The 25,306-nt window shown below is 67.7% G+C and carries 17 protein-coding genes, 1 pseudogene and 1 riboswitch; of the genes and pseudogenes, 10 read left to right on the top strand and 8 right to left on the bottom strand.

What is annotated here, in order from left to right:
- Window positions 1-67 precede the first annotated feature (67 nt).
- Genes IPG63_10575 through IPG63_10565 form a run of 3 tightly spaced genes read left to right on the top strand, consistent with a single transcriptional unit; the run spans window position 68 to window position 4,274 of the window.
- Complete coding sequence (locus IPG63_10575) at window positions 68-238, top strand: hypothetical protein (protein ID MBK6727688.1); 171 nt, start codon at window positions 68-70, stop codon at window positions 236-238.
- Window positions 239-287: 49 nt separating this feature from the next.
- Window positions 288-2,141: an HlyD family efflux transporter periplasmic adaptor subunit gene (locus IPG63_10570; GenBank protein ID MBK6727687.1), complete on the top strand. Its 1,854-nt coding sequence runs from the start codon at window positions 288-290 to the stop codon at window positions 2,139-2,141.
- A gap of 21 nt (window positions 2,142-2,162) precedes the next feature.
- Window positions 2,163-4,274, top strand: a complete 2,112-nt coding sequence (locus IPG63_10565; protein ID MBK6727686.1) for a peptidase domain-containing ABC transporter — start codon at window positions 2,163-2,165, stop codon at window positions 4,272-4,274.
- Between the two features lie 374 nt (window positions 4,275-4,648).
- On the opposite strand, the gene IPG63_10560 is transcribed toward IPG63_10565, so the two are convergent.
- The 4 genes from IPG63_10560 to IPG63_10545 form a co-directional block, all read right to left on the bottom strand.
- Window positions 4,649-7,123 (bottom strand): EAL domain-containing protein, encoded by a 2,475-nt coding sequence (locus IPG63_10560; protein ID MBK6727685.1) that lies wholly within the window; start codon window positions 7,121-7,123, stop codon window positions 4,649-4,651.
- Window positions 7,124-7,215: 92 nt separating this feature from the next.
- Window positions 7,216-7,698: a hypothetical protein gene (locus IPG63_10555; protein ID MBK6727684.1), complete on the bottom strand. Its 483-nt coding sequence runs from the start codon at window positions 7,696-7,698 to the stop codon at window positions 7,216-7,218.
- A 54-nt stretch (window positions 7,699-7,752) separates the two neighbouring features.
- Window positions 7,753-8,127, bottom strand: a complete 375-nt coding sequence (locus tag IPG63_10550; GenBank protein ID MBK6727683.1) for a hypothetical protein — start codon at window positions 8,125-8,127, stop codon at window positions 7,753-7,755.
- Between the two features lie 6 nt (window positions 8,128-8,133).
- On the bottom strand, window positions 8,134-9,357 hold the full coding sequence (locus IPG63_10545; GenBank protein MBK6727682.1) for a phytase: 1,224 nt from the start codon (window positions 9,355-9,357) through the stop codon (window positions 8,134-8,136).
- A gap of 162 nt (window positions 9,358-9,519) precedes the next feature.
- On the opposite strand from IPG63_10545, the gene IPG63_10540 reads away from it, so the two are divergent.
- Both IPG63_10540 and IPG63_10535 read left to right on the top strand, forming a co-directional pair.
- Complete coding sequence (locus tag IPG63_10540) at window positions 9,520-11,844, top strand: TonB-dependent receptor (protein ID MBK6727681.1); 2,325 nt, start codon at window positions 9,520-9,522, stop codon at window positions 11,842-11,844.
- A 3-nt stretch (window positions 11,845-11,847) separates the two neighbouring features.
- Window positions 11,848-12,669: a CHAD domain-containing protein gene (locus IPG63_10535; GenBank protein ID MBK6727680.1), complete on the top strand. Its 822-nt coding sequence runs from the start codon at window positions 11,848-11,850 to the stop codon at window positions 12,667-12,669.
- Window positions 12,670-12,683: 14 nt separating this feature from the next.
- Here the strand turns inward: IPG63_10535 and IPG63_10530 are convergent, their stop codons facing one another.
- The 3 genes and pseudogenes from IPG63_10530 to IPG63_10520 all read right to left on the bottom strand — a co-directional run bounded on the left by IPG63_10530 (window position 12,684) and on the right by IPG63_10520 (window position 17,776).
- Window positions 12,684-13,727, bottom strand: a complete 1,044-nt coding sequence (locus IPG63_10530) for a lipase family protein (protein MBK6727679.1) — start codon at window positions 13,725-13,727, stop codon at window positions 12,684-12,686.
- A gap of 332 nt (window positions 13,728-14,059) precedes the next feature.
- Window positions 14,060-15,094 (bottom strand): annotated as a pseudogene (locus IPG63_10525) (IS110 family transposase).
- 99 nt (window positions 15,095-15,193) lie between these two features.
- Window positions 15,194-17,776: a hypothetical protein gene (locus IPG63_10520; GenBank protein MBK6727678.1), complete on the bottom strand. Its 2,583-nt coding sequence runs from the start codon at window positions 17,774-17,776 to the stop codon at window positions 15,194-15,196.
- A 276-nt stretch (window positions 17,777-18,052) separates the two neighbouring features.
- Between IPG63_10520 and IPG63_10515 the strand changes: the two genes are divergently transcribed.
- The 5 genes from IPG63_10515 to IPG63_10495 all read left to right on the top strand — a co-directional run bounded on the left by IPG63_10515 (window position 18,053) and on the right by IPG63_10495 (window position 24,123).
- Window positions 18,053-20,755 (top strand): TonB-dependent receptor, encoded by a 2,703-nt coding sequence (locus IPG63_10515; GenBank protein ID MBK6727677.1) that lies wholly within the window; start codon window positions 18,053-18,055, stop codon window positions 20,753-20,755.
- Window positions 20,756-20,909: 154 nt separating this feature from the next.
- A riboswitch (molybdenum cofactor riboswitch) is annotated at window positions 20,910-21,051 on the top strand.
- Window positions 21,042-22,028, top strand: a complete 987-nt coding sequence (gene moaA / locus IPG63_10510; GenBank protein MBK6727676.1) for a GTP 3',8-cyclase MoaA — start codon at window positions 21,042-21,044, stop codon at window positions 22,026-22,028. Its footprint overlaps the riboswitch before it by 10 nt.
- Window positions 22,029-22,129: 101 nt before the next feature.
- Window positions 22,130-23,377: a molybdopterin molybdotransferase MoeA gene (locus IPG63_10505; protein MBK6727675.1), complete on the top strand. Its 1,248-nt coding sequence runs from the start codon at window positions 22,130-22,132 to the stop codon at window positions 23,375-23,377.
- Entirely contained in the window at window positions 23,374-23,634 is a 261-nt protein-coding gene (locus IPG63_10500) for a MoaD/ThiS family protein (GenBank protein ID MBK6727674.1), read from the top strand. The genes IPG63_10505 and IPG63_10500 overlap by 4 nt, the downstream gene beginning before the upstream one ends.
- A 3-nt stretch (window positions 23,635-23,637) precedes the next feature.
- Window positions 23,638-24,123, top strand: coding sequence for a molybdenum cofactor biosynthesis protein MoaE (locus tag IPG63_10495; GenBank protein MBK6727673.1), 486 nt, complete (start codon window positions 23,638-23,640; stop codon window positions 24,121-24,123).
- 90 nt (window positions 24,124-24,213) lie between these two features.
- On the opposite strand, the gene IPG63_10490 is transcribed toward IPG63_10495, so the two are convergent.
- Window positions 24,214-25,272, bottom strand: coding sequence for a DUF2278 family protein (locus IPG63_10490; protein MBK6727672.1), 1,059 nt, complete (start codon window positions 25,270-25,272; stop codon window positions 24,214-24,216).
- Window positions 25,273-25,306 lie beyond the last annotated feature (34 nt).

Raw genomic sequence — 25,306 nt, 5'->3', positions numbered from 1 at the left:
CGCGGAAGGTCGCAGCCCATGGCCAGCGACCGACCTCGGCCCATCAAAACAAACTGAGGAAAAACGAATGAACGTTGCAATCCGTGAGCTCAATGCGGCCGAAGCGGCCAGCGTCGCTGGTGGTTATGACGGCGACTGGTTCTGCGGCACCGTGCCGCACCACTTCCCGTTCCCGCCGCGCCCCTGGTTCATCGACCTGAACCTGCCGGTGATCATCAACACGCCGTTCGGCGGTTGATGGCTCGCGCCACCGCCGTCCGCGGTGGTGGCGCTTCTTCCGCGACCCGATGATGCACGAACCCGATGCCGCCACCGGCCGCGCCCCGGCCACCGCCGAAGTCCCGGTGCTGGACCCGCGCCAGGCCGCGTTCCTGCTGCAGCTGCTGGTCGGCAACGACCCCTTGCACCTGCATTTCGAGTCACCGCTGTGGACCCCGGCCGCACTCGCCGAAGTGATCCACGACGAATTTGATCTGCGTCTCGACCCGGCGACCCTGCAGCGTTGCCTGTTCGAACTCGGACTGCTGCCCGGCGACCCGCTGCTCGCGCTGCCCGCCGCCGAGCGCCCGGCCTGCGCGCGCTGGCTCGCCACCGAGCTGCCCCGCCGACTCGCCCCCGGGCAGAGCCCGTGGTGGCTGGCGGAACAGGTACTGGCACTGTCCGACCTCGGCGAGCCGCTGCCGCATGCGCCGCGCTCCGCCACGGCGCTGTCGGCGCGCGCCGGCGACGGCCGCCTGTGCTGGTGGTTCTGCCGCGGCCACGCCGACGCCGCGGCGCGCGCCGAGTTCGCCGCGCGACTGGCGCGCGTGGCCCCGCGGGCGCTGCTGCTGGGCGCGGCCATCGACCTTGATCCGACCTCGGACCTGCAGCTGCTGGATCTGCGCCAGGCCCAGGGTGCCGCCGACCCCGGGCTGTTCCGCGCCGAAGCGCTGCGCGCGCGCGAACGCCGCATCGAGGGCGAAGTGCTGCTGGTGCAGCCGCTGTCGCTGCGCGTACTCAGCGCCGGCGTGCTCGCGCTGCTGCTCGCGGTCGCCGCGTTCGCCGGCTTCGGCCGCTATGCCCGCACCGAGACCGCCAGCGGCTTGCTGCTGCCGGCCAGCGGCGTGGTCCGCATCACCGCACCGCGCGCCGGCGTGGTCGAGGTGCTGGCCGCCAGCGGCGCCGACGTGCGCGGCGGAGACGCGGTCGCACGCATCGGCTCGGCCCAGGTCGATGCCGGCGGTCGCGCCGTCGAGGCCGACCTGGAGCGCGAACTCGACGCCTCGCTGCAGCGCCTCGCGAACGAGGCCGCCGACCTGGATCGCCAGGACCCACTCGATCGCGCGCAACTGCAACAGGCACTCGGCGCGAGCGAACGCGAACGCAGCGAACTCGCGCGCCAGCAGCAACTGCAGCGCCAGCGCGAACGACTGCTCGCCGACAACCTGGAGCGCAGCCGCAGCCTCGCCGCGCGCGGCGTGATCGCGCGCATGCAGCTGCAGGAGCTGGAACAGCAGGCACTCTCGGCGCAGGTGCAGACGCTGGCGCTGGCGCGCGAACTCGACCGCGCCGGCAGCGCCATCGGCAGCGCGCGCCACGCGCTCGCGCTGCAACCGCTGGAGGCCGCGCGTCGCCGCGAAGCCATCGCCGAGCGCCGCAGCCAACTCACGCAGCGGCTGGCGCAGGTACGCCTGCAAAGTGGAGCGACCCTGCGCGCGCCCAGCGCCGGGCGCGTCGCCGCGGTGCTGGTGCAGAGCGGTCAAAGCGTCGCCGCCGGCGCACCGCTGCTGCTGCTGGTCGACGCGAACGCGCCGCTGCTCGCCGAACTCGCGGTGCCCTCGCGCGCGATCGGTTTCCTGCGCGTCGGCCAGGAGGTGCAACTGAAGCTGGACGCATTCCCGTACCAGAAATACGGCGCATGCAGCGGCCGCATCGTCGAGATCTCCGGCGCGGCACTCGAAGGCATCGACCTCGGCGGCAGTCATCGCCAGGACGAGCCGGCGTACCGGGTGCGGGTCGCGCTCGCCAGCCAGGACTTCGCGGCCGAAGGTCGCCGCCAGGCGCTCGCTGCCGGCATGCGCCTTGGCGCCGACATCGTCATCGATCGCCCGCGCATCGTCGAATGGCTGCTGGCGCCGCTGTTTGCGCTGCGCGGCCGCTGAGCCACCACGGAGCCACCCGCAATGAAGGTCCATGAACTGCTGCGATTCTCGGCCCGGCCACGGGTGCCGGTGGTGCTGCAGAACGAAGTCGCCGAATGCGGCCTCGCCTGCCTGGCGATGGTCGCCGCGCGCCACGGCCACGAGGTCGACCTGTTCGCGTTGCGCCGCCGCTTCGGCGTCACCCTCAAGGGCATGACCCTGAAGCAGCTGATGGCGACCGCCGAGCAACTGCAACTGGCGCCGCGCGCGCTGCGCGTCGAGCCGGCCGCGCTCGGGCAGTTGCGACTGCCGGCGGTGCTGCACTGGAACCTCAACCATTTCGTGGTCCTGGTCGGCGTCGGCAAGGGCCGCTATCGCATCCACGACCCGGCCCGCGGCGCGCGCAACGTCGACGCCGCCGAACTCTCGCGCGGCTTCAGCGGCGTTGCGCTGGAACTGACGCCGACACGCGCCTTCCGCCCGGAGCGCTCGACCACGCCGTTGCGGCTCTCGCAGCTGTGGGGCAGCGCCAGCGGGCTCAAGGGCAGTCTGGTGCAGATCGTGCTGCTCGCGCTCGCGATCCAGGGCTTCGCATTGCTGCTGCCCTACTTCCTGCAGCTGACACTCGACCAGGTGCTGGTCGCTGGCGACCGCCCGCTGCTGGCCCTGCTCGGCATCGGCTTCGCCGTGCTCACCGTGGTCAAGGTCGCGGCCGAGGCACTGCGCGGCTGGGCCGTGCTCTACCTCGGCAGCGCGTTGAACCTGCAGCTCGGTGCCAATGTCATGCGCCACCTGCTGCGGCTGCCGCTGGAGTTCTTCCAGAAGCGCCAGGTCGGCGACCTGCAGTCGCGCGTCAACGCCTTGAACCCGGTGCGCGAGACGCTCACCGGCGGCCTGATCGAGGGCGTGGTCGACGGCGTCATGGCGCTGTCCACGCTGGCGCTGATGCTCGCCTACAGCCCGCGCCTGTGCGCCGTGGCGGTGGCCGCGACCCTGCTCTACGCCGGCACCCGACTGTGGTGGTTCCACGGGCTGCGCGAGACCACGCTGGATGCCATCGTGCGGCGCGCTCGGGCCGAGTCGCAGTTCCTCGAATCGTTGCGCGCGATGCTGCCGATCAAGGTGTTCGGGCGCGAACTCGAACGCCACGCGGTGTGGACCGGGCTGCAGGCCGAGGCGGTGAACGCCGAGGCGCGCAGCCGCCGGCTGCAGCTCGGCTACCAGGCGGTGCAGGGCGTCACCAGCGGGCTCGAATCGGTGGCACTGGTCTGGCTCGGCGCGCTCGCCGTGCTCGATGGCGAGATCAGCGTCGGCATGCTGATGGGCTTTCTCGCCTACCGCCAGTTGTTTTCCGCGCGCTGCACCAACCTGATCGACAAGCTGCTCGACTACCGCATGCTCGGGCTGCACCTCAGCCGCCTCGCCGACATCGTGTTCAGCGACCCGGAGGCGCACCACGACGGCCCCGGTCTGGCGCGCGCCGGCGTGCGCGGTGAACTGGTGCTGCGCGACGTCGGCTTCCGCTACGGCGAGGACGAGCCGTGGCTGTTTCGGCACCTGAACCTGCGTGTCCGCGCCGGCGAATGCGTCGCCTTCGCCGGCCGCAGCGGCCAGGGCAAGACCACGCTGATCAAGATCATGATGGGCCTGCTCGAACCCGGCGAAGGTGAGGTGCTGCTCGACGGCATCGACATCCGCCGCATCGGCCTCGGCCCCTACCGCGCGCTGTGCGCCGCGGTGATGCAGGAGGACCAACTGATCGGCGGCAGCCTACGCGACAACATCACCTTCCAGGACCCGCAGCCGGACCCGGCGCGGCTGGAGCTGGCGGCGGAACTGGCCGGCATCCGCGAGGAGATCGCGCAGCTACCGATGGGATTCGAGTCGCTGATCGGCGACATGGGCGGAGCGCTGTCCGGCGGCCAGCAGCAACGCGTGCTGCTGGCGCGCGCACTCTACGCCGAGCCGCGCCTGCTGTTCCTGGACGAGGCCACCAGCGCACTCGATGCCGCCACCGAGCAGCGCGTCAACGGCAATGTGCGTCGCCTCGGCATCACCCGCGTGATGATCGCGCACCGACGCGAAACCCTCGCACTCGCCGATCGCGTGCTCGACCTTGCCGAACTGCAACGCGACGCCGCGCGCGCGGCGTAATGCGAAATCGGTGCGCACCGCGGCCTTCATGATCGGTGCGCACCGCTTCGCGGTGCACACCCTACGCAGGACGCATCACGCGGATGCGTTCACGCCAGCGCAAGGTGTGCGTAGGGTGTGCGTAGGGTGTGCCGAGCAAAGCGAGGCGCACCGCCCGAAGTGATGCGCACCGCAACGTCATCGCATCGGTGCGCACCGCTTCGCGGTGCACACCCTACGCAGGACGCATCACGCGGATGCGTTCACGCCAGCGCAAGGTGTGCGTAGTGTGTGCGTAGGGTGTGCCGAGCAAAGCGAGGCGCACCGCCCGATGTGATGCACCCCGCCCGATGCAATGCAATGCACCCCGCCCGATGCAATGCACCCCAACCGACCTACCTCCCACCCGCCACTTCCGCGTCCGAGTGGGCGCGCCAGTGTTGTTCCCAGAACGCTGCGGGAGCGGCCTCGCCGTAGCGGTTGCCCTGCAGCTGGTCGCAACCCTGGGCCAGCAGGAACGCCGCCTGACCGGCGGTTTCCACGCCCTCGGCCACGACCGCGAGCCCGAGCTTGTGCGCCAGCGCCACGGTGGCCGCGCAGATCGCGGCATCGCCCGGGTTGCGTTCCAGGTCGCGCACGAACCCGCGGTCGAGCTTGAGCGACTGCAGCGGCAGCGACTGCAGGTAGGCGAGCGAGGAATAGCCGGTGCCGAAGTCGTCCATCGCCAGCTCGATGCCCATGTCGCGCAGCTCGCGCAGGCGCGAGATCGCCTGCTCCGGGCGTTCCATCGCTGCAGACTCGGTGATCTCCAGCACCAGCACTCCGGCTTCGAGGTGGTGCCGAAACAAGGTCGCGCGCACCAGTTCGACCAGGTCGACCTGGCGCAACTGGTGCACCGACAGGTTCACCGCCATGCGCGGGGGCGCCACTCCGCGGTCGCGCCAGATGCTCATCTGTCGGCAGGCTTCGTCCAGCACCCAGGCGCCGAGCGGCAGGATCAGGCCGCTCTCCTCGGCCACGGCGATGAAACCGGACGGACCGACCAGGCCGCGCTGCGGGTGGCGCCATCGCACCAATGCCTCCATGCCGCACAGTTGACCGCCGTGGGCCAGCACCTGAGGCTGGTAGTACAACTCGAACTCGTCCTCATCGAGCGCACGGCGCAGGTCGCGCTCCAGGTCCAGGCGCGCGGTCGCGCGCGCGGTCATCTCGGTGGCGTAGAACTGGGTGTTGTTCCGACCGCTTTCCTTGGCGTGGTACATCGCGGTGTCGGCCTCGCGCAGCAGGCCATCGGCTTCCTGGGCGTCGGTCGGGAACAGGCTCACGCCCATGCTCGGGGTCAGGTGCAGCGAGCGTCCGCCGACCTGGTACGGCGCGCTCAGCGCGGCCTGCAGCTTGCGCGTCACCTGCAGCGTGTCGAGCGGGTCGTCGAGGCCGGTCAGCACCAGCACGAACTCGTCGCCGCCCAGGCGGGCGATGATGTCGGCATTGCGCACGCAGTCGCGCAGGCGCCGCCCGACCTCGGTCAGCACCTGGTCGCCGCTGTGGTGGCCAATGCTGTCGTTGACCAGCTTGAAGCGGTCGAGGTCGAGGAACACCAGCGCCAGCACCTGCATCTCGCGGCGCGCTGCGGCGATCGCCTGCTGCAGGCGCTGATCGAGACCATGGCGGTTGAGCAGGCCGGTGAGCGCGTCGTGGTGCGCCAGCCAGTCGATGCGTGCCTCGGCCTCCTTGCGCTCGCTGATGTCGCTGAAGGTGCCGATGTAGTTCAGCACGCGCCCGTCGGTGTCGGTGCTGACGCTGATCGAGGCCCAGTTCGCGAACACGCTGCCGTCCTTGCGCCGGTCCCACAGCTCGCCTTGCCAGAAGTGATCGCGCTCCAGCGCCTGCCACATGCCGACGTACACCTCGGGCGCGGTGCGGCCAGCGGCGAGCACGCTCGGATTGTGTCCGACCAGTTCCTCGGCGCTGTAGCCGGTGAGCCGGGTCATCGCCTCGTTGATCGCGACGATGCGGTTGTCGGCATCGCAGATCAGGATGCCCTCGCCCGAGGTGTGGAACACGGTCGCGTAAAGGCGCACGGCACGCTCCGCGGCCTTGCGCTCGGTGATGTCACGCCAGGTGCAGTAGATCGCGTGCTGGCCACCGACCTCGAGTCGCGCCAGCGTCACCTCGGCGTCGAACGGGCTGCCGTCGACGCGCAGGTGCACCCACTCGAACCGATGCAGGCCGTTGCGCGTGGCCAGATCCATCATCAGCTCGGCTTTCTCGAACGAACCCATGCCACAGGGCTGGTGGCTCGGCGACAGCTGCGAAGGATGCGTGTTCAGCAGCGCCTCGCGGCTGGCATAGCCGAGCATGGCCACGGCGGCGTCGTTGCAATCGACGAAGGTATTGTTCTCGATGATCCAGACCGGATCGGGCGAAGACTCGAAGATGCGCCGGAAGCGCGCTCCGGCACGGTGCGCCTCGCTGTGGTCCACCAGCGTCTGCAGCACCCCGAGTTCGCTTCCGTCGGCATCGCGCAGCACGCACGCGTCGAGCGCAAGTACAACTTCGCGACCATCGACCGGCAATCGGAATACACCGACCTCGGCGAAGTGCTCCGCCACCGTGGCATCCGCAGCAGCCACTCGCCGCTCGACCAACAGCAACTCGGCCAGCGATAGCTGCGGCTCGACCGAGAACGCCGGCCATACTGCGCTGGCCCCGAGCATGCTCGCCGATGTGACCCCGGTCAGCTGCGCCAGCGCTTCGTTCCAGGCGACAACGTGCGCGCCACGATCGAGCGCGAAGGCCGGCACATGCAACTGCATCACCCAGGTGAACGGGCAGTCGCGGCGCAGGTCGTTGCGTTCGGCGTCGTTCATTCCGGCATCCAGCTGGAGCACGCTGCCCGAGCATAAGCCGTCCGCCGCCGCCGCGCAGCAGGCAAGTCACACCCACGGGCTGCAACCCGCCGTCAGTCGCCGGTACGCGACCAACGCGTCGTGGGAATTCGGTGGAACTCCAGGAACGTGCCGATGTCGGCCGCATTCTCCCCGCTGAAACGGTCCCGCAGCGCGGCAAGGACGTCGTCCGTGGGCGCCTGCAACGCACGCAGCAGGCCAGCCACGGCCTCCGCCGGAATCGTCCACGCCCACTCGTACTCGCGCACCCCGAAAATCCGCTCGACGCCGTCCCCGCAGTCCCGCCCTTCGATCAACAGCTCTCCCCCGGCACCCAGCGCCGCCGTCAGCAGCCGCGACCCGTCGGCGTCCTCAATCTCCCGCAAGATCACATGCCGCGTCTTCATCGCGCTGCCCCTCAATCGCGCCGTTTTGACGACCATCACCTGAGCGAGGTGCCCACACGCGCACCCGCGCAACTCAACAGCCACACCCGCAAACCGCACATTCATCGCGAAAGGATGGATCCGATCGAACCCAAGGTCAGGTACCACCACGGCGTCTCCTTGTTGGGGCGGAACACGAAGCGCATGAGAGCGGCCGACCCCTCGTCAGAGATCATCCAGGAACTTGTCTGTGAATACGTCGGTCTTGCCGTCACTGTTGATATCCGTGACGCCGCGTGATCGCAACCGTGCGAGAAACGAGCGGGAATGGAAATAGCGGACGACAAAACCAACCGCAACTGCCGCCACGGCAACGGCACAGAACACGGCAACCGCAACATTGGAGGCATGCATGCCCATGAACTTCGGCACCTCGACCTCGCCGATGCGAAAGGGCTCGAGCCAGCCAACGGTCAGTGCGCGGCCAACCGCAATGGTGCCAAGGACGATAAACAGCGACGCGTACGCTAGGAAGTGCGCAAGCGCCGCTCGAAGAGTCGCAAACGCGAAAGTGAATGCAGTGTGCGGCGGAGGAACCAAGGATCGCTAACGCCAATTCTTCGACGGGTGCGCCGGGATGAGGGTGAAGTCTGGGGCGCGGGGAATCGGGCGGTCAAGGAGGAGATTTGCCGCGTGCGGAAAAACGGGGTCAGAGCAGTCCGTGCGCAGGGCGAGTGCCTTGGCGATGTCGCGCCAGTCGAAGGCGCCGACGCCCTGGTCGTCGTGCACGGCGTAGAACACGCCGTTGGGGAAACGCGAGGTCGCGGCCTGGTGCAGCCAGACGCCGTCGGTGTTGGCGACGGTGTGGCCGGCGAAGGCACCGAGGTGCCGCAGCGAGGCGCGGTCGTAGACATGGAACAGGCTACGGTCGGGGAATTGGTCGGTGGCGATCCAGTAGCCGCTGCCGTCGGCGCACTGCCACAGCGCGATGCCCTCGGCCTGCGCCTTGAAGCGGCCGAGTCCGAGCGTGCGACCGCGGTAGTTGCCGGCCAGGTCGTATTCGCGCACCGCGGTGCCGATCGCGGTGTCTTCTTCGGCGATCAGCAAGCGGTCGTGCGCGACATCGCCCCAGATCGATTCGGGGATGCGGATGGCGCCCGCTGCCGTGATGTCGCCGAAGGCACCGAGGTGGCGCGTGCGAACTTCGTCGGTCTGCACCAGCACCTCGTAACGCTGCATGCGTCGGCCAAGCTCGGGCAGCGGCGGGGGCAGATCGTCTCCATTGGCCTTTTCGCCGGCCATGTAGGCGTCGGTGACGGTGACCTCGAAGCGCTGGTCGCTCAACGCCCGCACCCACAATCCATAGGGCTGCTGCAGTTGTTCGCTGCCGAACATCGCCAGCGTCTGCAATTGCGGCAGCGACAACATCTGCACGCGCCGATTGTCTCGCTCGACCACGAACACCAGATCGCCGACGACGCTGATCCCGTTCGGGCGCCTGAACTCGCCCGCGGCATCCCCCTCGCGACCGATCCGGCGCAGCAAGTGGCCGTCGTCGCCATCGTAGATGAGCACGCCGCCACCTTCCTTCGCGGTCGCGAACAGCCAGGTGCGGCCGTCCGGAGCGCGCCACGCCGCCGGAGAATCGACGTTGTCTGCCGCGGTCGATTCCGTCAGGAACGCTTCCGCGATCGCGGCATGGTCCATGCCCGCAGTGGCGAAACTTGGCGTGGCATCGGAGCGCTCGTCCGGCTCGCGGGTGTCGCGCAGCGGGGCACAGGCAGCGATGGCAAGGATCAGTGCCGCAAGCGGCAGGGGTGGCTTGATCATGGGTTGCGCGGTCCATTCGCGGCAATCGGAAAGCGCGTCTTATACACGAGCCCGCGCGCATCGGCATGACCGTGCTGCGCCTGCAACCTGCACTGCACGGAACTGTCATGGAGCGGTGATCTGGCCGCGATAAAACTTCCGGATCGCCTTCCGGAGTCCGCCATGCGCAAGTCCCTGCTCAGCCTCGCCCTCGTCCACGCGCTCGCCTCGCTCGCCTTCAGCCACGGTGCCCACGCCGAAGCTGCAGGCGCCGGCAACGAGGACGCCGGCGCTGAAAAGCTCGAAGCCATCGAGGTCAGGGGCGAGATCATCTACCGCGACCGCGCCGACGCGATCGCGCCAACGCTGTCCTACGACCTCGAGTACTTCCAGCGCTTCGAGCCGCTGACCGCCGGCGACATGCTCAAGCGCGTGCCGAGCGTGGCCTTTGTTTCCGACGTGCTCGAATACGACGGCGCGCGCCTGCGCGGTCTCGACCCGGGCTACACGCAGATCCTGATCAACGGCAAGAAGGTGCCGGGTGCCGGAACCGACCGCTCCTTCTTCGTCGACCGCATCCCCGCGGAAATGGTGGAGCGCATCGAGATCGTGCGTTCGACCAGTGCCAACCGCTCCGGTGATGCCGTGGCTGGCGCGATCAACATCGTGCTGCGCGACGCCTACGAGTTCGACGGCGGCTACGCCCGCGTCGGCGGCCTGTACTTCGACGATGGCCGGGTCAAGCCCACCTACGGTGCCGTGAACAGCGGCGAATTCGCCGGCGGCCGCGTGCTCGCCGGCTTCAACGTGCAGGGTCGCTACAACCCGAAGCAGAAACGCAGCGACCGCTACGACGCCCCGGGCGGCGACTACGCCGACCGCGAAGACCAGAGCGACATCCGCAATGGCACCGACTACTCGGCCAACCTGTCGTTCACGCGCGAGTTCGAGCACGGCGAACTGAAGCTCGACGCCCTGTACGTGATGACCGACCGCACCGAGGACGAGCAATCGACCGAGTACGTGGATATCGCCAGCACCGAACTCACTGACCTGCTCTCCTACAACGAGCAACTGGTTACGATCGACCAGCACAATGCCGCGCTCGGCCTCAGCTACGAATTCGACCTGGCCGGCGGCGAAAGCGAAATCGATATCGACTGGGCGAACTTCAGCGACGGCCGCTTCGACACCGAGGAGGAAATCCGCTACCGCGCCGGGCAGAACCCGCCCCGTTTCCGCGACTACCAGGGCACGCGCGTCCTCACCGATGGCGACGACAGCGAGCTGGCGCTGAAGCTTGCACACGCGCGCGAGATCGGTGCGGCCGAAATGGAGTTCGGCCTCGACTTCAACAAGAAAGACCGCGACAGCCGCCTGCTGACCAGCGAGGTCGAGGCCGATGGCGCCGGGCTGCCCCTGCCCGCCTACGAAGCATTTGCACTGGACGATAGCAACATTCAGGAACGCCGCCTCGCTCCCTACCTGATGTTCACCGGTGAACGCGGCGACTTCGACTGGGAGGCCGGCATCCGCTACGAACGCACCGACGTCGACGTGCGCGCCGACAGCGACCGCTACGACAACCGCTACGCCGAGGTGTTGCCGTCCGCCCATCTGCGCTGGAACCTCGGCAACGAGAACCGGCTGAACGTCTCGCTCGGTCGCACCCTGCGCCGCCCGAACTTCAATCAGTTGCTGCCGGTGCTGCTGGAAGGCGAGTTCGGCGACAACGACTTCATCGGCAACGCCCTGCTCGATCCGGAGACCGCCAACGGCATCGACATCGGCTTCGAGCGCCGACTCGGGCTGCAGGGCATCGTCGGGATCAACTTCTTCTATCGCGACGTGCAGGACCTGATCGAAGTGGTGAACACCGGTGAGCCCAGCGACGAAGCCCTCGGCGACTACGAGGACGAGGTCGAGGAGTTCCTCGACGAGAACCCCGGGGCCGGCCCGACCACGCCTGGCTACCCGGTACTCGATCCCGAGAGCTTTGTGTATTCGGTCGCGAATGTCGGTGACGGCTACGTCTACGGCTTCGAGTTCGACCTGTCGACGCCACTGTCGGCGTTCGGCCTCGACGACACCGGCGTGTTCCTCAACTACTCGTGGCTGGACAGCGAAGTCGAGGACGAGATCGGCCCGCGCATGTTCAACGACCAGGCGAAGTCGGTGTTCAACGTCGGCTTCATCCAGGACCTGCCGTCCTGGAACGCCGCGTTCGGCGCCAGCTACCGGCGCCAGGGCGACGCCTTTTCGCGCGTGCTGGCCGAAGAGGTTGCGACCCAGTACGGCGCCGATCTGGAGGTCTTCGTCGAGGAGCGCTTTGGCAAGCAAATGGCCCTGCGCCTGACCGGTTCGAACCTGCTCGACGCCTCCAAGGACGAGCAGTTCAACAAGTTCGATACGCTGACCGACCAGATCGATCGCGACTTCGACGAGTACGAGGTCGAGACCGAGAGCGCCGGCCCGGTGGTACAACTGATCGCCCGCTACACGTTCTAGACCATGCCCGGCCTGCCGATCCGCGCCTACGCAACCGACCAGCTGCTGCGCGCCTTTGCGTGCATGGGTTGGCGCGGCCGACGCGTACACGAGGGCGTGCACCAGGCGCGCAAGTCGATGCGCCGCGTGCGCGCCTGCCTGGCGCTGGCCGGCTTTGACGCGACCGGGGAAGGCAAGCGCATCGACCGCGATCTCGCGCGCCAGTGCCGCGCCCTATCGCAACTGCGCGATGCGCAGGCGCGCATCGAGACCATCGACCGCCTGATCGAGACGCATGCTCCCGGCGATGCTGCCACCTTGCTGCGCCGCGTGCGCCGCGGTGCACTGCAGGAGCGCAGCCAGCAACTGCAGCGCAGCGTTGCGGAGGATGCCGGATTCTCCGAGCAGCGCGAGCAGCTGCGTGCCCTGGCACCGCGACTCGACGCCCTGCCCTGGGCGACATTGACCGACGCGCAGCTGCAGGCCGCGCTCCAGCACAGCCTGAAGCGCTGCCGCAAGGCCGAAGGGCGCGCGCTGTCCGACGGCGACGCCGAAGACTGGCATCGCTGGCGCCGGCGCCGACGTCGGCTGCTGCAGCAACACACTGCGCTCGCCGCCTGCGCAATCGGCGTCGCCGACGCCATCGACCCGCAACGCGAGCTTGCGCACTACCTCGGCGAATCGCAGGACTTATCGGTGCTGTTCGCCCACTTCGGTCGCGGCCGGGATCTGCAGCCACGCGACCGCAAGCCGCTGGTCGAACTGCTGCGCCACGAGATGGAGCACAAGCAGCAACAGATCGAACGCTGGCTGGACGAACACGATCCGGCCGCACCCGCGCGCTGAAGGGTTGCCGGCGGCTACGGCACAGGCTTTGCCTCGATCTGCGCGTCGTGGCCGGCGTGGTCGCCGAACTCGGTGACGCGACCCACCGGGCGCAGCGCGGCGATGTAGTGGTGCGGGCCATGCTCGGAGATTGAATAGCGCATCGAAGCGCGGCGCTTCTCCGACGCGAACAACGCGAACAGCGCACTCGAAATGCCGCGCAGCCCGTGCTGCTGTTCGGTCGCCCGTTCCGCCTGCGTCCACCCGCCGCTGGCGAAGCGGTATTCGTGCCCGATGTGCGCGAGGCGCCCCCAGGCCGCGGGCGGCAGTGCCGGCACCGGGTCGGCATGGCGAATGTGGCGAAACAGCTTGCGCCCGATGCGATCGACGGCGGCCGACGTGCTGGCGCCGACGGCGAGCGGCTGGCCGAAGGTGTAGATCGCGCGCAAGCGATCACTCAGCGCGCGCTCGAGCGTGTCATCACCGAGGCTGAGCGCGAACAGCAGTGCCATCGCACCGCCGAGACTGTGACCGGCGACGTAGAGCGCCTGCAGCGGATGCGCGAGCTGTTCACCCGGATCCGCGAGCGAGCGCCCCTGCAGCGCCAGTTCCAGCTCGTTCAACACTTCCCAACGCGTGGCGCGCATGTTGCGATGAAAACCGGCGTGCACGCGCACGGCACCGTCCGCATCCGTCCCCGGTCGGATGTACTCCGAGCCAACATCGGCATCACCGATCCAGTTGCCGAGCGTGGCCGGCTCGGTGCCGCGATAACACAGGATCACCACGCGCCCGCAGCGGCTCTGCACCAGGTACGCAGTGGAGAAGATGAACATCGCATCGACGGTCTGCACCACGCGGCTGCAGCCATTCGCCGCCAACCCGAGCCGCGCCATGATCGTCGCGACTGTATGCACGTCCGAGTAGACATAGCCCGCGCAAGTCCCGAGCACATGCGCCACGACTGCATCGCGCTCGCCGCCATCCTGCACATGCGCCGCGAGCAGGGTGTCGACCAGATCCGCATGCACCGGAAACGGCGCCAGGCATTCACTCCCCTGTGCTCTGCGTGCATGCATGGTCTCGTACTCCCTTGAAGCGATCGGTGACGCACCGCCCACCCGCGACGAATGCATGCGGTGCGCACCGCATTCGCGGTGCACACCCTATGTATGGACTCACCCCCTCCGTCAACCGCTGCTTTTTTCACGGACCTTGGCTGCGTCTATGTATCAGGCCTCTGATCGGCGAAGCATCGCCTGGGCCAGCATCGGATGAGCACGCGGACTGCCAATTACGTGTAGGCCTCAAGGGCCAGTAGGGTGTTAGGCACCGATCCGCGTCGGTCTTACCTGTGGTTCGTGCGTGAAGCAGCAGGCTGGGCGCTCAGCGCCCGGGGTGAACGCAGGTTTCATCTCATGGCGGCATCCTCGCGGTAGCTGCCGCCGTTCTTCAGCAACGCGTACATGATTCTCAGGTTGCGATTGGCCAGGCGCACCGCAGCAGCCTTGCTGCCCAGCTTCTCCTTCCAGCGGCGAAGACGCTGCGGATGTTTTCTTCCTCGCACGCCGGATTCACTTGTCGCAACACAGCATGGCACCGTTGATCAGTAGGCTGCGGACATAGCCATCTCCGCGCTTGGACATGCCCCTCAGCCGGATTCGATTGCCACTGCTCGCCTGATCTGGCACCACGCCAAAATACGCCGCAAATTGTCGCGCATTGGCAAAGCGTTCTGGATTCAAGTCCGCACACCAATGCGGTCGCAGTCATCGGCCCTACACCAGGAACCGTCATCAGGCGCCGCGTCAGTGGATCGGTTGTTGCCACGCTCTGCAACTCCGCGTCGAGCGCAGCCATGCGTTCGCCCAAGCATTCCCACTCCGCCCACAGATCCGCAATCAGATCGCGCAGCCGAAAGGGAATGGGCAAGCTCGCATCCTCCAGCACCTGCCGCAGGCGAACGACCAGCGCCATCTCGCCGCGCGCGAAGACCAGCCCATGCTCGGTAAGCAACCCGCGAATCTGATTGCTGATCGCCGTACGCCGCGACACGTACCCCGAACGCACCCGATGCAGAGCCTGCATCGTCAGCCGCTCCACCGACTTGACCGGAACTGCGTGGATCGATTTGTCGCGCCCCGCACGCAGGATCGCGAAAGTGTCCTTGCGGTCGTTCTTGGCGCCGCTGCGATGCTCCTCCACTCGCTGTGCGGGTAGTACGAAACCTGATGCCGTGTGACTGCAACTCACGCGCCCATGACTGCGCGCCAGGGCCGGTCTCCATAAGCACCACCAACGGCGGTTTCAGCGTCCTCAGGAACTCGACAAACGACTCGCGCGACTTGATCCGGTCCTCGAAAACAACAGTGCCTCGCTCGTCCTCGCCGGCCACTTGGAAAACGCTCTTCGCCAGATCGATCGCCAACGTCCGCACACGTGCCATACACTCGTTCATGGGCTCGCCCTCTCACTTTGGTCGTGGTGCACGCAGTTCACCACTCCTGGCGCCTAGACGCCTCGGTGAGGGGGTGAGTCCATTCGATTACAACTCGATGACCGCGGTTTCGTCCATGATGCGTGGTGATTCGTTGGTGCCGCCGCCGTAGGTCATCGGGCCGGGGTCGGGGGCGATCGGGCGGTAGCCGCTGTCGTAATCCCAGGTGTTGAGGTAGAGCTTGGCGCCGGTCCAGTCGGCGAGGCCGTCGAACGCGGCGGCGGACCACTCGAAGCGCACCGTATTGGTTGCCGGCAGTGCGGTGATCGTCGCCGCGGGCGTGGTCAAGGTGCCTTCGTGTTGCGCATCGGCGCCTTCGGCGCGGAACCACGCGTTGGACCAGCCGTGCGCACGCAGGCGATAGTGCCAGCGCAGTTCGGCGGGCAGATTGGCGTATTGCTGTGGCATCACGCGGACGCCGCCGTCGCGGCCGGGCAACGCGATGAACAGGGTGAACGCGACATGGTCGAAGCCGTGGGCCGGATGCCAGTGCTGCGACAGCGCTGCCATCTCGACCTCGACGCGCAACGCGCCGCCGGCGCTGTACACGCGAACGCGGCGCAGGTCCTGCGGCCGCACGCGCGCGAACTCGGGCTCGATCGGATAGCGATAGCGCCCATTGCGTCCGTGGTCATCGTCGGCGGGATCGACGATGTCCGCACGCAACTGCCAGTCACGTGCGGCGCGAAAAGCGACACGCGCCGAGGCGCCCTCGCCTTCCGACCACGCCACCGCGTGATGGGTCTGCGTGGCATCGACCATCGCCGCGGTGTCGATGCGTGCCTGCCAATGTCCATCGACGCCGGCGCGGGGCCGTTGCGCCGCATCCCAGTTGCCATCGACGACCAGGTGCAATGCGCTACCCGGCGCGGCGCGACCGTGCACCGCGATGTCGCCACGCCAGACCTGATCAATGATCGGCGCGATCTGCGGCGGCTTGCGCGCGGCGACGCGCACGCGAGCCTCGCCCAGGCCCCAGACCCGTCCCGAACGCGGCGGCAGCAGCACCGATGCACGTCCGTCCTCGTCGAGCTGCAACGGCGCGAACTCGGCGTCGTCCAGATCGAAGCGCGGCACGAGTCGCGCACCGCCGGGCAGGCCGGTGTCCAGTGCATCGACCAACACCGCATGGGTCGCGGTGTTGAACAGCACCAGCGCCGCATCGGCTTCGTGGTCGACGCGCCAGCCGATCGCGCCGGGACCGTTGGCCTGCGCCTGCAGCACCGTCGGCGTGCCGCGCGAGAGCAGCCGCTCGGATCGACGCAACGCGATCGCGCGCTGCAGATAGCGGAACTGCTGCGTGGTCGTGTCGAAATGATCGTGACCGCCGCTACCGTAACCGGCCGCGAACATCGAACCGCGCTGCTCGCGCAGGCCCTGCTCGGTGCCCTGGTAGATGGTCGGGATGCCGGGCAAGGTGAGCATGGCCAGCAGCGCCTGGCGCAGACCAGCCTCGTCACCGGAAGCCAGAAACCGGTCGACATCATGGTTGTCGACGAAGGTCGGCATGCGCCATGGATCGGCATGCAGTTGCATCATCGAACGCACCCGATGGGCGAGCACTGCCGGCGGCTGCCCGCGCGCAAACACGTCGAGCAGCGCGCCGTGCAAGGGGAAGTTCAGCATCGAAGGCAGCGCTGTCTGGCCCGGCGGCGCGCGCAGGTAGCGGTCGATCTTGCGTGCCTGTACGTCCTCGAACGTGCGGTCGATGCCGAAGCCTTCGCCGAACACCAGAAAGTCCTCGCGCCCGGTCGCGCGCGCCACGCGCAACACACCCGGCGCCTTGCGCTCGTCGGCGGCGAGGAAGTCGTCGAAGAACTGCGGCGGCACATAGAACGCGGTATCGACACGGAAGGCATCGACGCCGGCCTCGCGAATCCAGAAGCCATAGCTGTGGCGCAGTGCGCGGCGCACGCGCGGCGACTCGGTGTTGAGGTCATCGAGATCGGCCAACTGGAAGCGGTGTTCCTGCGCCGCATCGGCGTGCTCGCGAATGCTCGGCGTCCAGTGGTAGACCGCCTGCGCGCGCTGCGCCGGATCGCGCGCGTCGTTGCGATCGAACGGCGGCTGCGACGGCGCGTGGCGTCCGGCGGCATACGGATTCAGCGTGAAGCCCGGCGCTGGATCGTCCGCGCTCCAGTCGTCGTCGTAATGAAACCAGTTGGCCATGTGGTTCACGACGATGTCCTGGATCAGGTACATGCCGCGCCCGTGCAGTTGCCGCGACAGCGCGCGGTAGTCGCGCAGCGTGCCGAAGTGCGCGTCGACGCGCTGGAAGTGCTCGCCCCAATAGCCGTGGTAGCCGCCGTAGTTGGCCTGCGCGTCCCACCAGCGATGTGCGACCGGCGGCGTGATCCACAACGCGCTGGCGCCGAGTGCGCGGATGTAGTCGAGGCGTTGCGTCAGTCCGCGCAGATCGCCGCCGGAATAGTGCGCATTGCTCGATGGATCGAACTCGTGCTGGCCCTGGTCATTGTTGCGCGCATCGCCGTCGTCGAAGCGATCGATCATTGCGAAATAGATGATCTGGTCGCGCCAGTCGGGCGAGGGAACATGCAGGCGCGGCCGCGGCGCTTCGCCCGCTTGCACCTCGACGCACAGCGTCGCGGCCACGGCCAGGGTCGCGCACATGCGCCGGCCTGCGCGCCCTGCGAATGCGGTGATTGCTGCGATGCAATGCACGCCAGCCTCCAGTGATTCAATGCGTCATGTTCGGTGACGGCGCCGCGTCCGCGAAGCTGCAGAATGCATGAATACGTTTGCAGGAAAGCGCGTGTGGCGAAAGCCATGGCTACCATCTCGGCACGCTGTGGGAGCACGCCTTGTCCCGCAACGAGTCACGCGCCCAAGCGCCGTGACCGGCCGCTTCCGGCCACCGAGCAAGGCTGTTTTGTTGGGGAGAAAACCGTGTTGATAGCGAAGCGCAATCTGTTGAGCTTGGCGCTGGCTTCGGCGATCGCGATGATCGCGGCCGATGCCCGTGCCCAGGCGGCCGAAGAACAGCCGAAGCCCGAGGCGAAGGAAGAGCAGGCGAAGAAGGCTGCCGAGAAGAAGGAGTCCGAGCTCGAGACGGTGACCGTCGTCGGCATCCGCAGCGGTATCGAGAAGGCAATCGACCTCAAGCTCGACTCGACCTCGATCGTGGAAGCGGTATCGGCCGAGGACATCGGCAAGTTGCCCGACGCATCCATCGCCGAATCGATCGCCCGCCTGCCCGGCCTCGCCGCGCAGCGCGTCGCCGGTCGTGCCTCGACCATCGCCATCCGCGGCCTCGCCGGCGACTTCGCCACCACGCTGCTCAACGGCCGTGAACAGGCCAGCATCGGCGACAACCGCGGCGTCGAGTTCGACCAGTACCCGTCCGAATTGCTCAATGCCGCCGTCGTCTACAAGACCCCGGACGCGCACCTGGTCGGCCAGGGCCTGTCCGGCACCATCGACCTCAAGACGGTGCGGCCGCTGTCCTACGCCGAGCCGACCATGTCGGTGAATGCGCGCATGGAGAAGAACTCGCTTGGCGAGTTGAACCCCGGCGTCAGCGACTACGGCAACCGCATCAGCGCCTCCTACATCGACCAGTTCGCCGATGGCACCATCGGTCTCGCGCTTGGCTATGCGCGCCTCGACTCGCCCGGACAGGCCGAACGCTGGAGCGCCTGGGGCTACCCGACCGGCACCGTCAACGGCGTTTCCGGTGTGCGCATCCTCGGTGGCTCGGAGTCCTGGTCGACCTCGACCGACAACGTCCGCGACGGCTTCATGGGCGTGCTCGAGTATTCCGCCAGCGACACCTATTCCAGCGTGCTCGATGTCTACTACTCGCAGTTCGACAAGGACGAAACCACACGCGCATTGCAGATGGGCCTGGGTTGGTCCGGTGCGGTGATCCAGCCGGGCGCGACCGTGGTCGATGGCGTACTGCTCGAAGGCACCGCGGTCGGCGTCAAGCCGGTGCTGCGCAATGACCTGAACACGCGCGAAGACGACCTGTTCGCGATCGGCTGGAACAACAAGTTCAACTTCTCGGACAACTGGACCGCCGAAGCCGACTTCAGCCTGTCCAGCGCCTCGCGCGAAGAGATGATCCTGGAAACCTACTCGGGCACCGTCGGCGTCACCGACACCGTGCACTTCCTGATCGACCCGGAAACCGGCCTGCCGACGCTCGACTTCGGCCTCGACTACTCCGACCCGTCGATCGTGGCGCTCAACGACTCCGGCGGCTGGGGCCAGGACGGCTACGTCAAGTTCCCGGAAGTCGAGGACGATCTGCGCTCGTTCAAGTTCGCCGCCGCGCGCAGCTTCGACTCCGGCATCCTGAGCAGCATCGACTTCGGCTACAACCATTCCGACCGCGAGAAGAGCCGCAACGTGCCGGAAGCGTTCGTCGACCTGCTGAGCGACCCGACCGCGATCGGCAGCGACATCATCACCGATCCCGCCGACCTCAACTTCACCGGCATCGGCAACGTCATCGGCTACGACGTGGCCCGTGCCTATGCCGCGCTGTATGACCTGCGCACCAACCTGCACCAAGACATCACCAACAAGAACTGGGTGGTCAACGAGCAGCTGCAGACCTTCTACCTGCAGTTCAACCTCGACGCCGAACTCGGCGACAGCGTGACCATGAAGGGCAACATCGGCGTGCAGCACATCCGCACCTCGCAGGACTCGGACGGCTACTCGGTGCCGAACGGCCAGGCCGCGCAAGCCATCCCCTACTCCGGCGGTTCCGACTACAACGACACGCTGCCGAGCCTGAACCTGTCGTTCTCGTTCCCGCATGAGCAGATGCTGCGCTTCGGCGCAGCCAAGCAGATGGCGCGCCCGCGCCTCGACCAGATGCGCGCCAACAACAACTACTCGCTGAATCCTGCAACCCTCATCTGGGGCGGCGGCGGCGGCAATCCGGAACTCGAACCGTGGCGTGCCAACGCGCTCGACATCTCCTACGAGAAGTACTTCGGCACCTCGGGCTATGTCAGCGTCGCCGCGTTCCACAAGGACCTGAAGAACTACATCTACAGCATCCCGGTGACCTTCGACTTCGGCGCCTTCGACGACCTCGGTCTCGATCCGCCCTCCGACATCGGCATGTTCACGCGTCCCGAGAATGGCGAAGGCGGCACCATCCGCGGCACTGAAGTGGCGTTCTCGATTCCGTTCGACCTGTTCAGCGACGCGCTCGAAGGCCTCGGCCTGGTCGCCAACTATTCCGACACCAGCAGCTCGATCGCCCCGAACGGCCCAGGCAGCACCCAGCCCTTGCCGGGCCTGTCGAAGTACGTGTCGAACATGACCGGCTACTTCGAGCGCGGCGGCTTCTCGACCCGCATCAGCCGTCGCCATCGCTCTTCCTTCCTCGGCGAAGTGCAGGGCTTCGGCGCCGACCGCGCCCTGGTGAACGTGCAGGGCGAGACGCTGGTCGACTTCCAGATCGGCTACAGCTTCGACGAGGGCATGTTCGAGAACACCTCGCTGCTGCTGCAGGTCTACAACGTCACCGACGAACCGTACCGCGAAGTCTTCGACGGCTCCGATCTCACGCCGAAGATGTACAACCAGTACGGCCGCACCTTCCTGCTCGGTGCCACGTACAAGTTCTAATCCGCACCTGCTCTCCCCCTTTGCCCCCGCCCGGCCTCCGGGCGGGGGTTTTCTTTTGGGGCTTCGTGAAATCGCGCCGGGGATCTGTGCGATTGATCCCGCGCAATTGACGGCGGCAGCAGCTCGGCTAGCATGGCGGCGCCAGCGCGCCCAATCGCGTTGGCGACTCCGATTCGGCTCACCTTCCGACCGCGGCAACGCGGGCATGGTCACCGAACGAGGCCCCTTCGGGGCCGAGGGTACGCGGGGAAACGCGCGCACCTCCCCAATTTGGAAAGGAGTGAACATGCAGACGCAACTCGCCGACCGCTTCGGGCGGCGTTTTCCCTATCTTCGGCTGTCGCTGACCGAGGCCTGCAACTTCCGTTGCAGCTATTGCCTGCCGCAGGGTTATCGCGCTGGAGCGAAGCGCCCGGACATGCTCGGCGTGGCCGAAATCGCGCGCCTGCTCGCGGGCTTTGCGCGGCTCGGCGTGCACAAGGTGCGCCTGACCGGGGGCGAACCCACCCTGCGTCACGACCTGATCGAGATCATCGGCACCGTCACCGCCACGCCCGGCATCGAACGCGTCGCGATGACCAGCAATGGCGCGCTGCTCGAACAGCACTGGCGCGAGTGGCGCGATGCCGGGCTTGGCGCGCTGAACGTGAGCGTCGATGCACTCGACCCGGCGCGCTTCGCGGCAATCACCGGCGCCGACCGGCTGCACGGAATTCTGCGCGGGATCGACGCGGCGCTGGCCGAAGGCTTCGCGCGCATCAAGCTCAACGCCGTACTGCTGCGCGGTCTCAACGACGACCAGCTGCCGGCCTTCCTCGACTACGTGCGAGCGCGGCCGGTGACGGTGCGTTTCATCGAACTGATGCGTACCGGCGACAACCAGGCCTATTTCGAACGCCACCACTACCGTGCCGAACTGCTTGAAACAACGCTGCTCGATGCTGGCTGGTCATTGCTCGCGCGTGCGCCGGATGCCGGCCCGGCGCGCGAGTATGCACACCCGGACTACGCCGGACGCATCGGCATCATCGCGCCCTATTCGCGCGACTTCTGCGCCAGCTGCAACCGCCTGCGGGTCACCGCGCGCGGCGATCTGCGGCTGTGCCTGTTCGGCGAGGTCGGTATCCCGCTGCGACCGCTGCTGCAGTCGGCGGACCATGCCGACACGCTGCAGGCGACGCTATTGCGCCACCCCGGGCTCAAGGCCCCGAGCCATGCGCTGGAACGCGGCGCCACCGGGCTGACCCCTCACCTGGCTTCGATCGGAGGTTGAATGAATCGGCTCCCGCGTTGCCCGATCGCCCAGATCGCCGCCCTCCTGAGTGCCAACCCGACGTGGCAGGGGATGACGTCGTGCCGTCCACTGGCGCATCCATGATTGCCGTCGAGGAAGCCCAGCGCCGCGTACGCACGCTGGCGCGGCTGGAGGCGACGAGCTGGCTGCCCGCCGCGGCGGCGATCGGCCGGGTGCTGGCCGAGGACCTCGACAGCCCGGTCGATCTGCCGCCGTTCGACAACGCCGCGATGGACGGCTTCGCGTTGTGCACCGCTGGCGCCGTCCTCGCGTGCGGTAGCGAGTGGCCGGTCTCCGGCGAACAAGCCGCCGGCGATGGCGCGCGCCGCCTGGAACCAGGCATTGCCTGCGAGATCATGACCGGGGCACGCATTCCCGAGGGTGCCGATGCGGTGGTGCCGATCGAGCAGGTGCAACGGCTGCCCGGCGCCGCTCGCCGCATCCGCCTGCTCGACGACGTCCGCGTCGGACAACACCTGCGCCGCGCCGGCGAAGATGTGCGCGTCGGCAGCCGCGCCTTGCGCGCGGGGGAGTGGATCACGCCGGCGCACCTGCTGGTCGCGTCCGGGCTCGGCATCGCCCGCCTGCCGGTGCGTGAGCAACCTCGCGTTGCGGTGCTGTGCACCGGGCGCGAGCTGGTGGACGACCCGCTTCTGCCGCTTGCAGCGGGGCAGATCCGCAACGGCAACGGGCCCTACCTGGCGGCGCGACTGGCGGCCGCGGGCGCGGTCTGCGTGCACCGCGAGACCGTGTCCGACGATGCCGATGCATTCCGCGCCGCGCTCGCGCGCGCCCTCGCCGCGGGCGCCACGATCGTGCTCAGCACCGGGGCGGTGTCGATGGGACGGTACGACTTCGTACCGCAGACACTGGCTGCGATCGGTGCCGAAACCCTGTTCCACAAGGTCGCGATGCGCCCGGGCAAACCGCTGCTCGCAGCCAGGCTGGCCGGCGGCCAGGCGTTCTTCGGTTTGCCCGGCAATCCGGTATCGAGTGCGGTCGGGCTGCGCTTCTTCGTCGAACCGCTGCTGCGCGCGCAGCTCGGCCTGCCCGATGAACAGCCATGGCGGGCGCGCCTGCTGCAACCGGCGCGCAAACCCGCGGGCGTTCGCGCCTGGCAGAAAGCTCGTCTCGGCTGCGACCGCGATGGGCGCCTGGCAGTGACGCTGTTGCCCGGACAGGAGTCGTTTCGCACCGCTCCTCTGCTCGACGCCAACGCCTGGGCCGTGCTGCCCGAGGCGATCGAGCAATTCGCGCAGGGCGACCTGGTCGAGGTCTACGCCAGCGGACATGAACTGGGCTCGTTACTGGGAGAAGCGTCGACATGATCGTGCAGGTGTCGCTGTTCGGCGCGTTTCGCCAATTCGATCCCGCGGCGCAGGTGACGCTGACCATGCCCGAGGCTGCGACAGTGGCCGACTTGCGCCGCGCGCTCGGCACCTACGCCGAGTCGCATTGGCCCGAGTTCAAGCCTGGCCTGCTGGCGCGATCGGCGTTCGCCAGCGACCGCGAGGTGTTGCGCGACGGCGATGCGTTGCCCGCCGACGGACGCATGGCGGTGCTACCGCCGGTGAGTGGAGGCTGAGCCATGCCCGCATCGAATCTGCATCGCGAGATCGCCGACATCGCCGTGTGCGGGCTCGATGCCGCAGCCGCGCTCGACTTCGTCTCCGACCCCGGGTTCGGCGGTCTGGCGATGTTCGTCGGCAAGGTGCGGGCGCAGAATCATGGCCGCGACGTGGTCGGCGTCAGCTACGACCTGTTCGAGCCGCTGGCGCTGGAGGTATTCGCGACGATCGACGCTGCCGCCCGCGCCGACGTCGGACCGCGGCTGCGGCTGTTCATCGCCCACGCCCGCGGCCGGCTTGCGGTCGGCGACATCGCCGTGGTCGTGGCCGCCGGCACACCGCACCGCGACGAAGCCTTTCGCGCCTGCCGCCTGGCCATCGAGCAGGTCAAGCACGCAGCGCCGATCTGGAAACAGGAGCACTACGCAGACGGCGACAGCGCCTGGAGCGAAGGTTGCTCGTTGTGCGCACCGGCGTCCGCCGCCGTCGGCGCAGTGTCGCAATAAGACGGCAACTGCACGTCGGCAGCTCACCGGCGTCCGGTTCGTGCGCAGGCCCCGCCCGGTGTTCGGGTGGGGCCTGCGCAACGATCCAGGTCAGAAGTACTTGAAGCGGATGTTCCAGCTCGATGCCGCGCCGTTGGCGCGGACGCGGACGTAGGTCCACTGCAGGGGCGCGTAGTCGCGCAGGAACTCGCTGCCCAGGCCGGCTGCCCCGGAGCGCGCGCGATAGCTCGACTCGGTCGGCGGTGCACCGAGCTGCAGGTAGACGTCGGGGTTGCCCGAGAGTGCGTCCAGCTCGACCTGCATCTGGCCGGACCAGAACGGTCCGTAGTCGACCCAGCCGTTGGCGACGGTGCTGTTGCCGTTGTAATTGATCTGGCTCGGGGTCACGCCGTGACCATTGGCGTCGGTGAAATCCTGCTGTACCTGGAAGCGGGTCATCACCAGCGTGCGGTTCGGAATCGTCAGGTAGAACCCGCCCCAGCAGGGCGGCACGAAACCGCAGTAGCGCGGGATCCAGATGCGGCTCGGGTCGTACTCAATGATCATGCCGCCGTCCTGCCAACGGCCGTTGAGCCAGGAGTAGCTGGCGCCGGCGAAGTTGCCCTGGTTCTGGTGCACGTCATGGATGCCGTTGCTGCCGTCGCTGTTGTGGTACGGCTCGCCGAAGATGTAGACACGGCGGGCATTGAGCATCAACGAATCCCACAGCGGCACGCTGGTACCGCCACTGACCAGCGGCGCAGTGCTCCACGGCGTGGTGCGGATGTCGCCGAGCAGGAACGAGTTGCGCATGTAGTCGAGCGCGCCGCCGGTGTCGGCACCGGCCGCGGCATGGAACGGCAGGTGGTGAACGCCGTCGGGCTTGGAGAAAATGCCGTTGTAGCCCGCGAACGGCGCCATCGCGACCTCGCGATGCATGACCTGCTCGCCAACCCGCCGGTAGACGTTGATCACCGCGCGCTGCGGTCCGGCCGGGGTATCCACATTGACCACATAGTGCGGCCACTTGCCTTCACCCGCCGCCGGCTCCAGGTAGTAGCTGGTCGGACGACCAATCACGACACTGTAATCATCCAGTTCGGCGCGTACCGAACCGGCAAACAAACTGGCCGCAGCGGCCAGACACATCCACGCCTTGCGCAACATCATGGTGCTCCCCTCCTCGATTGACGAAAGCGCCCAC

The organism is Lysobacterales bacterium (assembly GCA_016703225.1).
GTDB lineage: Bacteria > Pseudomonadota > Gammaproteobacteria > Xanthomonadales > Ahniellaceae > JADKHK01.
Note: the sequence above shows the minus strand (reverse complement) of the source record. Positions and strands in the feature narration are given on the sequence as shown.

Bases quoted from the DNA above. Each gene is read 5' to 3' on its own strand.
- IPG63_10505 (MBK6727675.1), top strand. From the start codon at position 22,130: ATGATTGCCGTCGAGGAAGCCCAGCGCCGCGTACGCACGCTGGCGCGG.
- IPG63_10535 (MBK6727680.1), top strand. From the start codon at position 11,848: ATGCCCGGCCTGCCGATCCGCGCCTACGCAACCGACCAGCTGCTGCGC.
- IPG63_10545 (MBK6727682.1), bottom strand. From the start codon at position 9,357: ATGATCAAGCCACCCCTGCCGCTTGCGGCACTGATCCTTGCCATCGCT.
- IPG63_10490 (MBK6727672.1), bottom strand. From the start codon at position 25,272: ATGATGTTGCGCAAGGCGTGGATGTGTCTGGCCGCTGCGGCCAGTTTG.
- IPG63_10540 (MBK6727681.1), top strand. From the start codon at position 9,520: ATGCGCAAGTCCCTGCTCAGCCTCGCCCTCGTCCACGCGCTCGCCTCG.
- IPG63_10520 (MBK6727678.1), bottom strand. From the start codon at position 17,776: ATGTGCGCGACCCTGGCCGTGGCCGCGACGCTGTGCGTCGAGGTGCAA.
- IPG63_10560 (MBK6727685.1), bottom strand. From the start codon at position 7,123: ATGAACGACGCCGAACGCAACGACCTGCGCCGCGACTGCCCGTTCACC.
- IPG63_10500 (MBK6727674.1), top strand. From the start codon at position 23,374: ATGATCGTGCAGGTGTCGCTGTTCGGCGCGTTTCGCCAATTCGATCCC.
- moaA (MBK6727676.1), top strand. From the start codon at position 21,042: ATGCAGACGCAACTCGCCGACCGCTTCGGGCGGCGTTTTCCCTATCTT.
- IPG63_10495 (MBK6727673.1), top strand. From the start codon at position 23,638: ATGCCCGCATCGAATCTGCATCGCGAGATCGCCGACATCGCCGTGTGC.
- IPG63_10565 (MBK6727686.1), top strand. From the start codon at position 2,163: ATGAAGGTCCATGAACTGCTGCGATTCTCGGCCCGGCCACGGGTGCCG.
- IPG63_10570 (MBK6727687.1), top strand. From the start codon at position 288: ATGATGCACGAACCCGATGCCGCCACCGGCCGCGCCCCGGCCACCGCC.
- IPG63_10530 (MBK6727679.1), bottom strand. From the start codon at position 13,727: ATGCATGCACGCAGAGCACAGGGGAGTGAATGCCTGGCGCCGTTTCCG.
- IPG63_10575 (MBK6727688.1), top strand. From the start codon at position 68: ATGAACGTTGCAATCCGTGAGCTCAATGCGGCCGAAGCGGCCAGCGTC.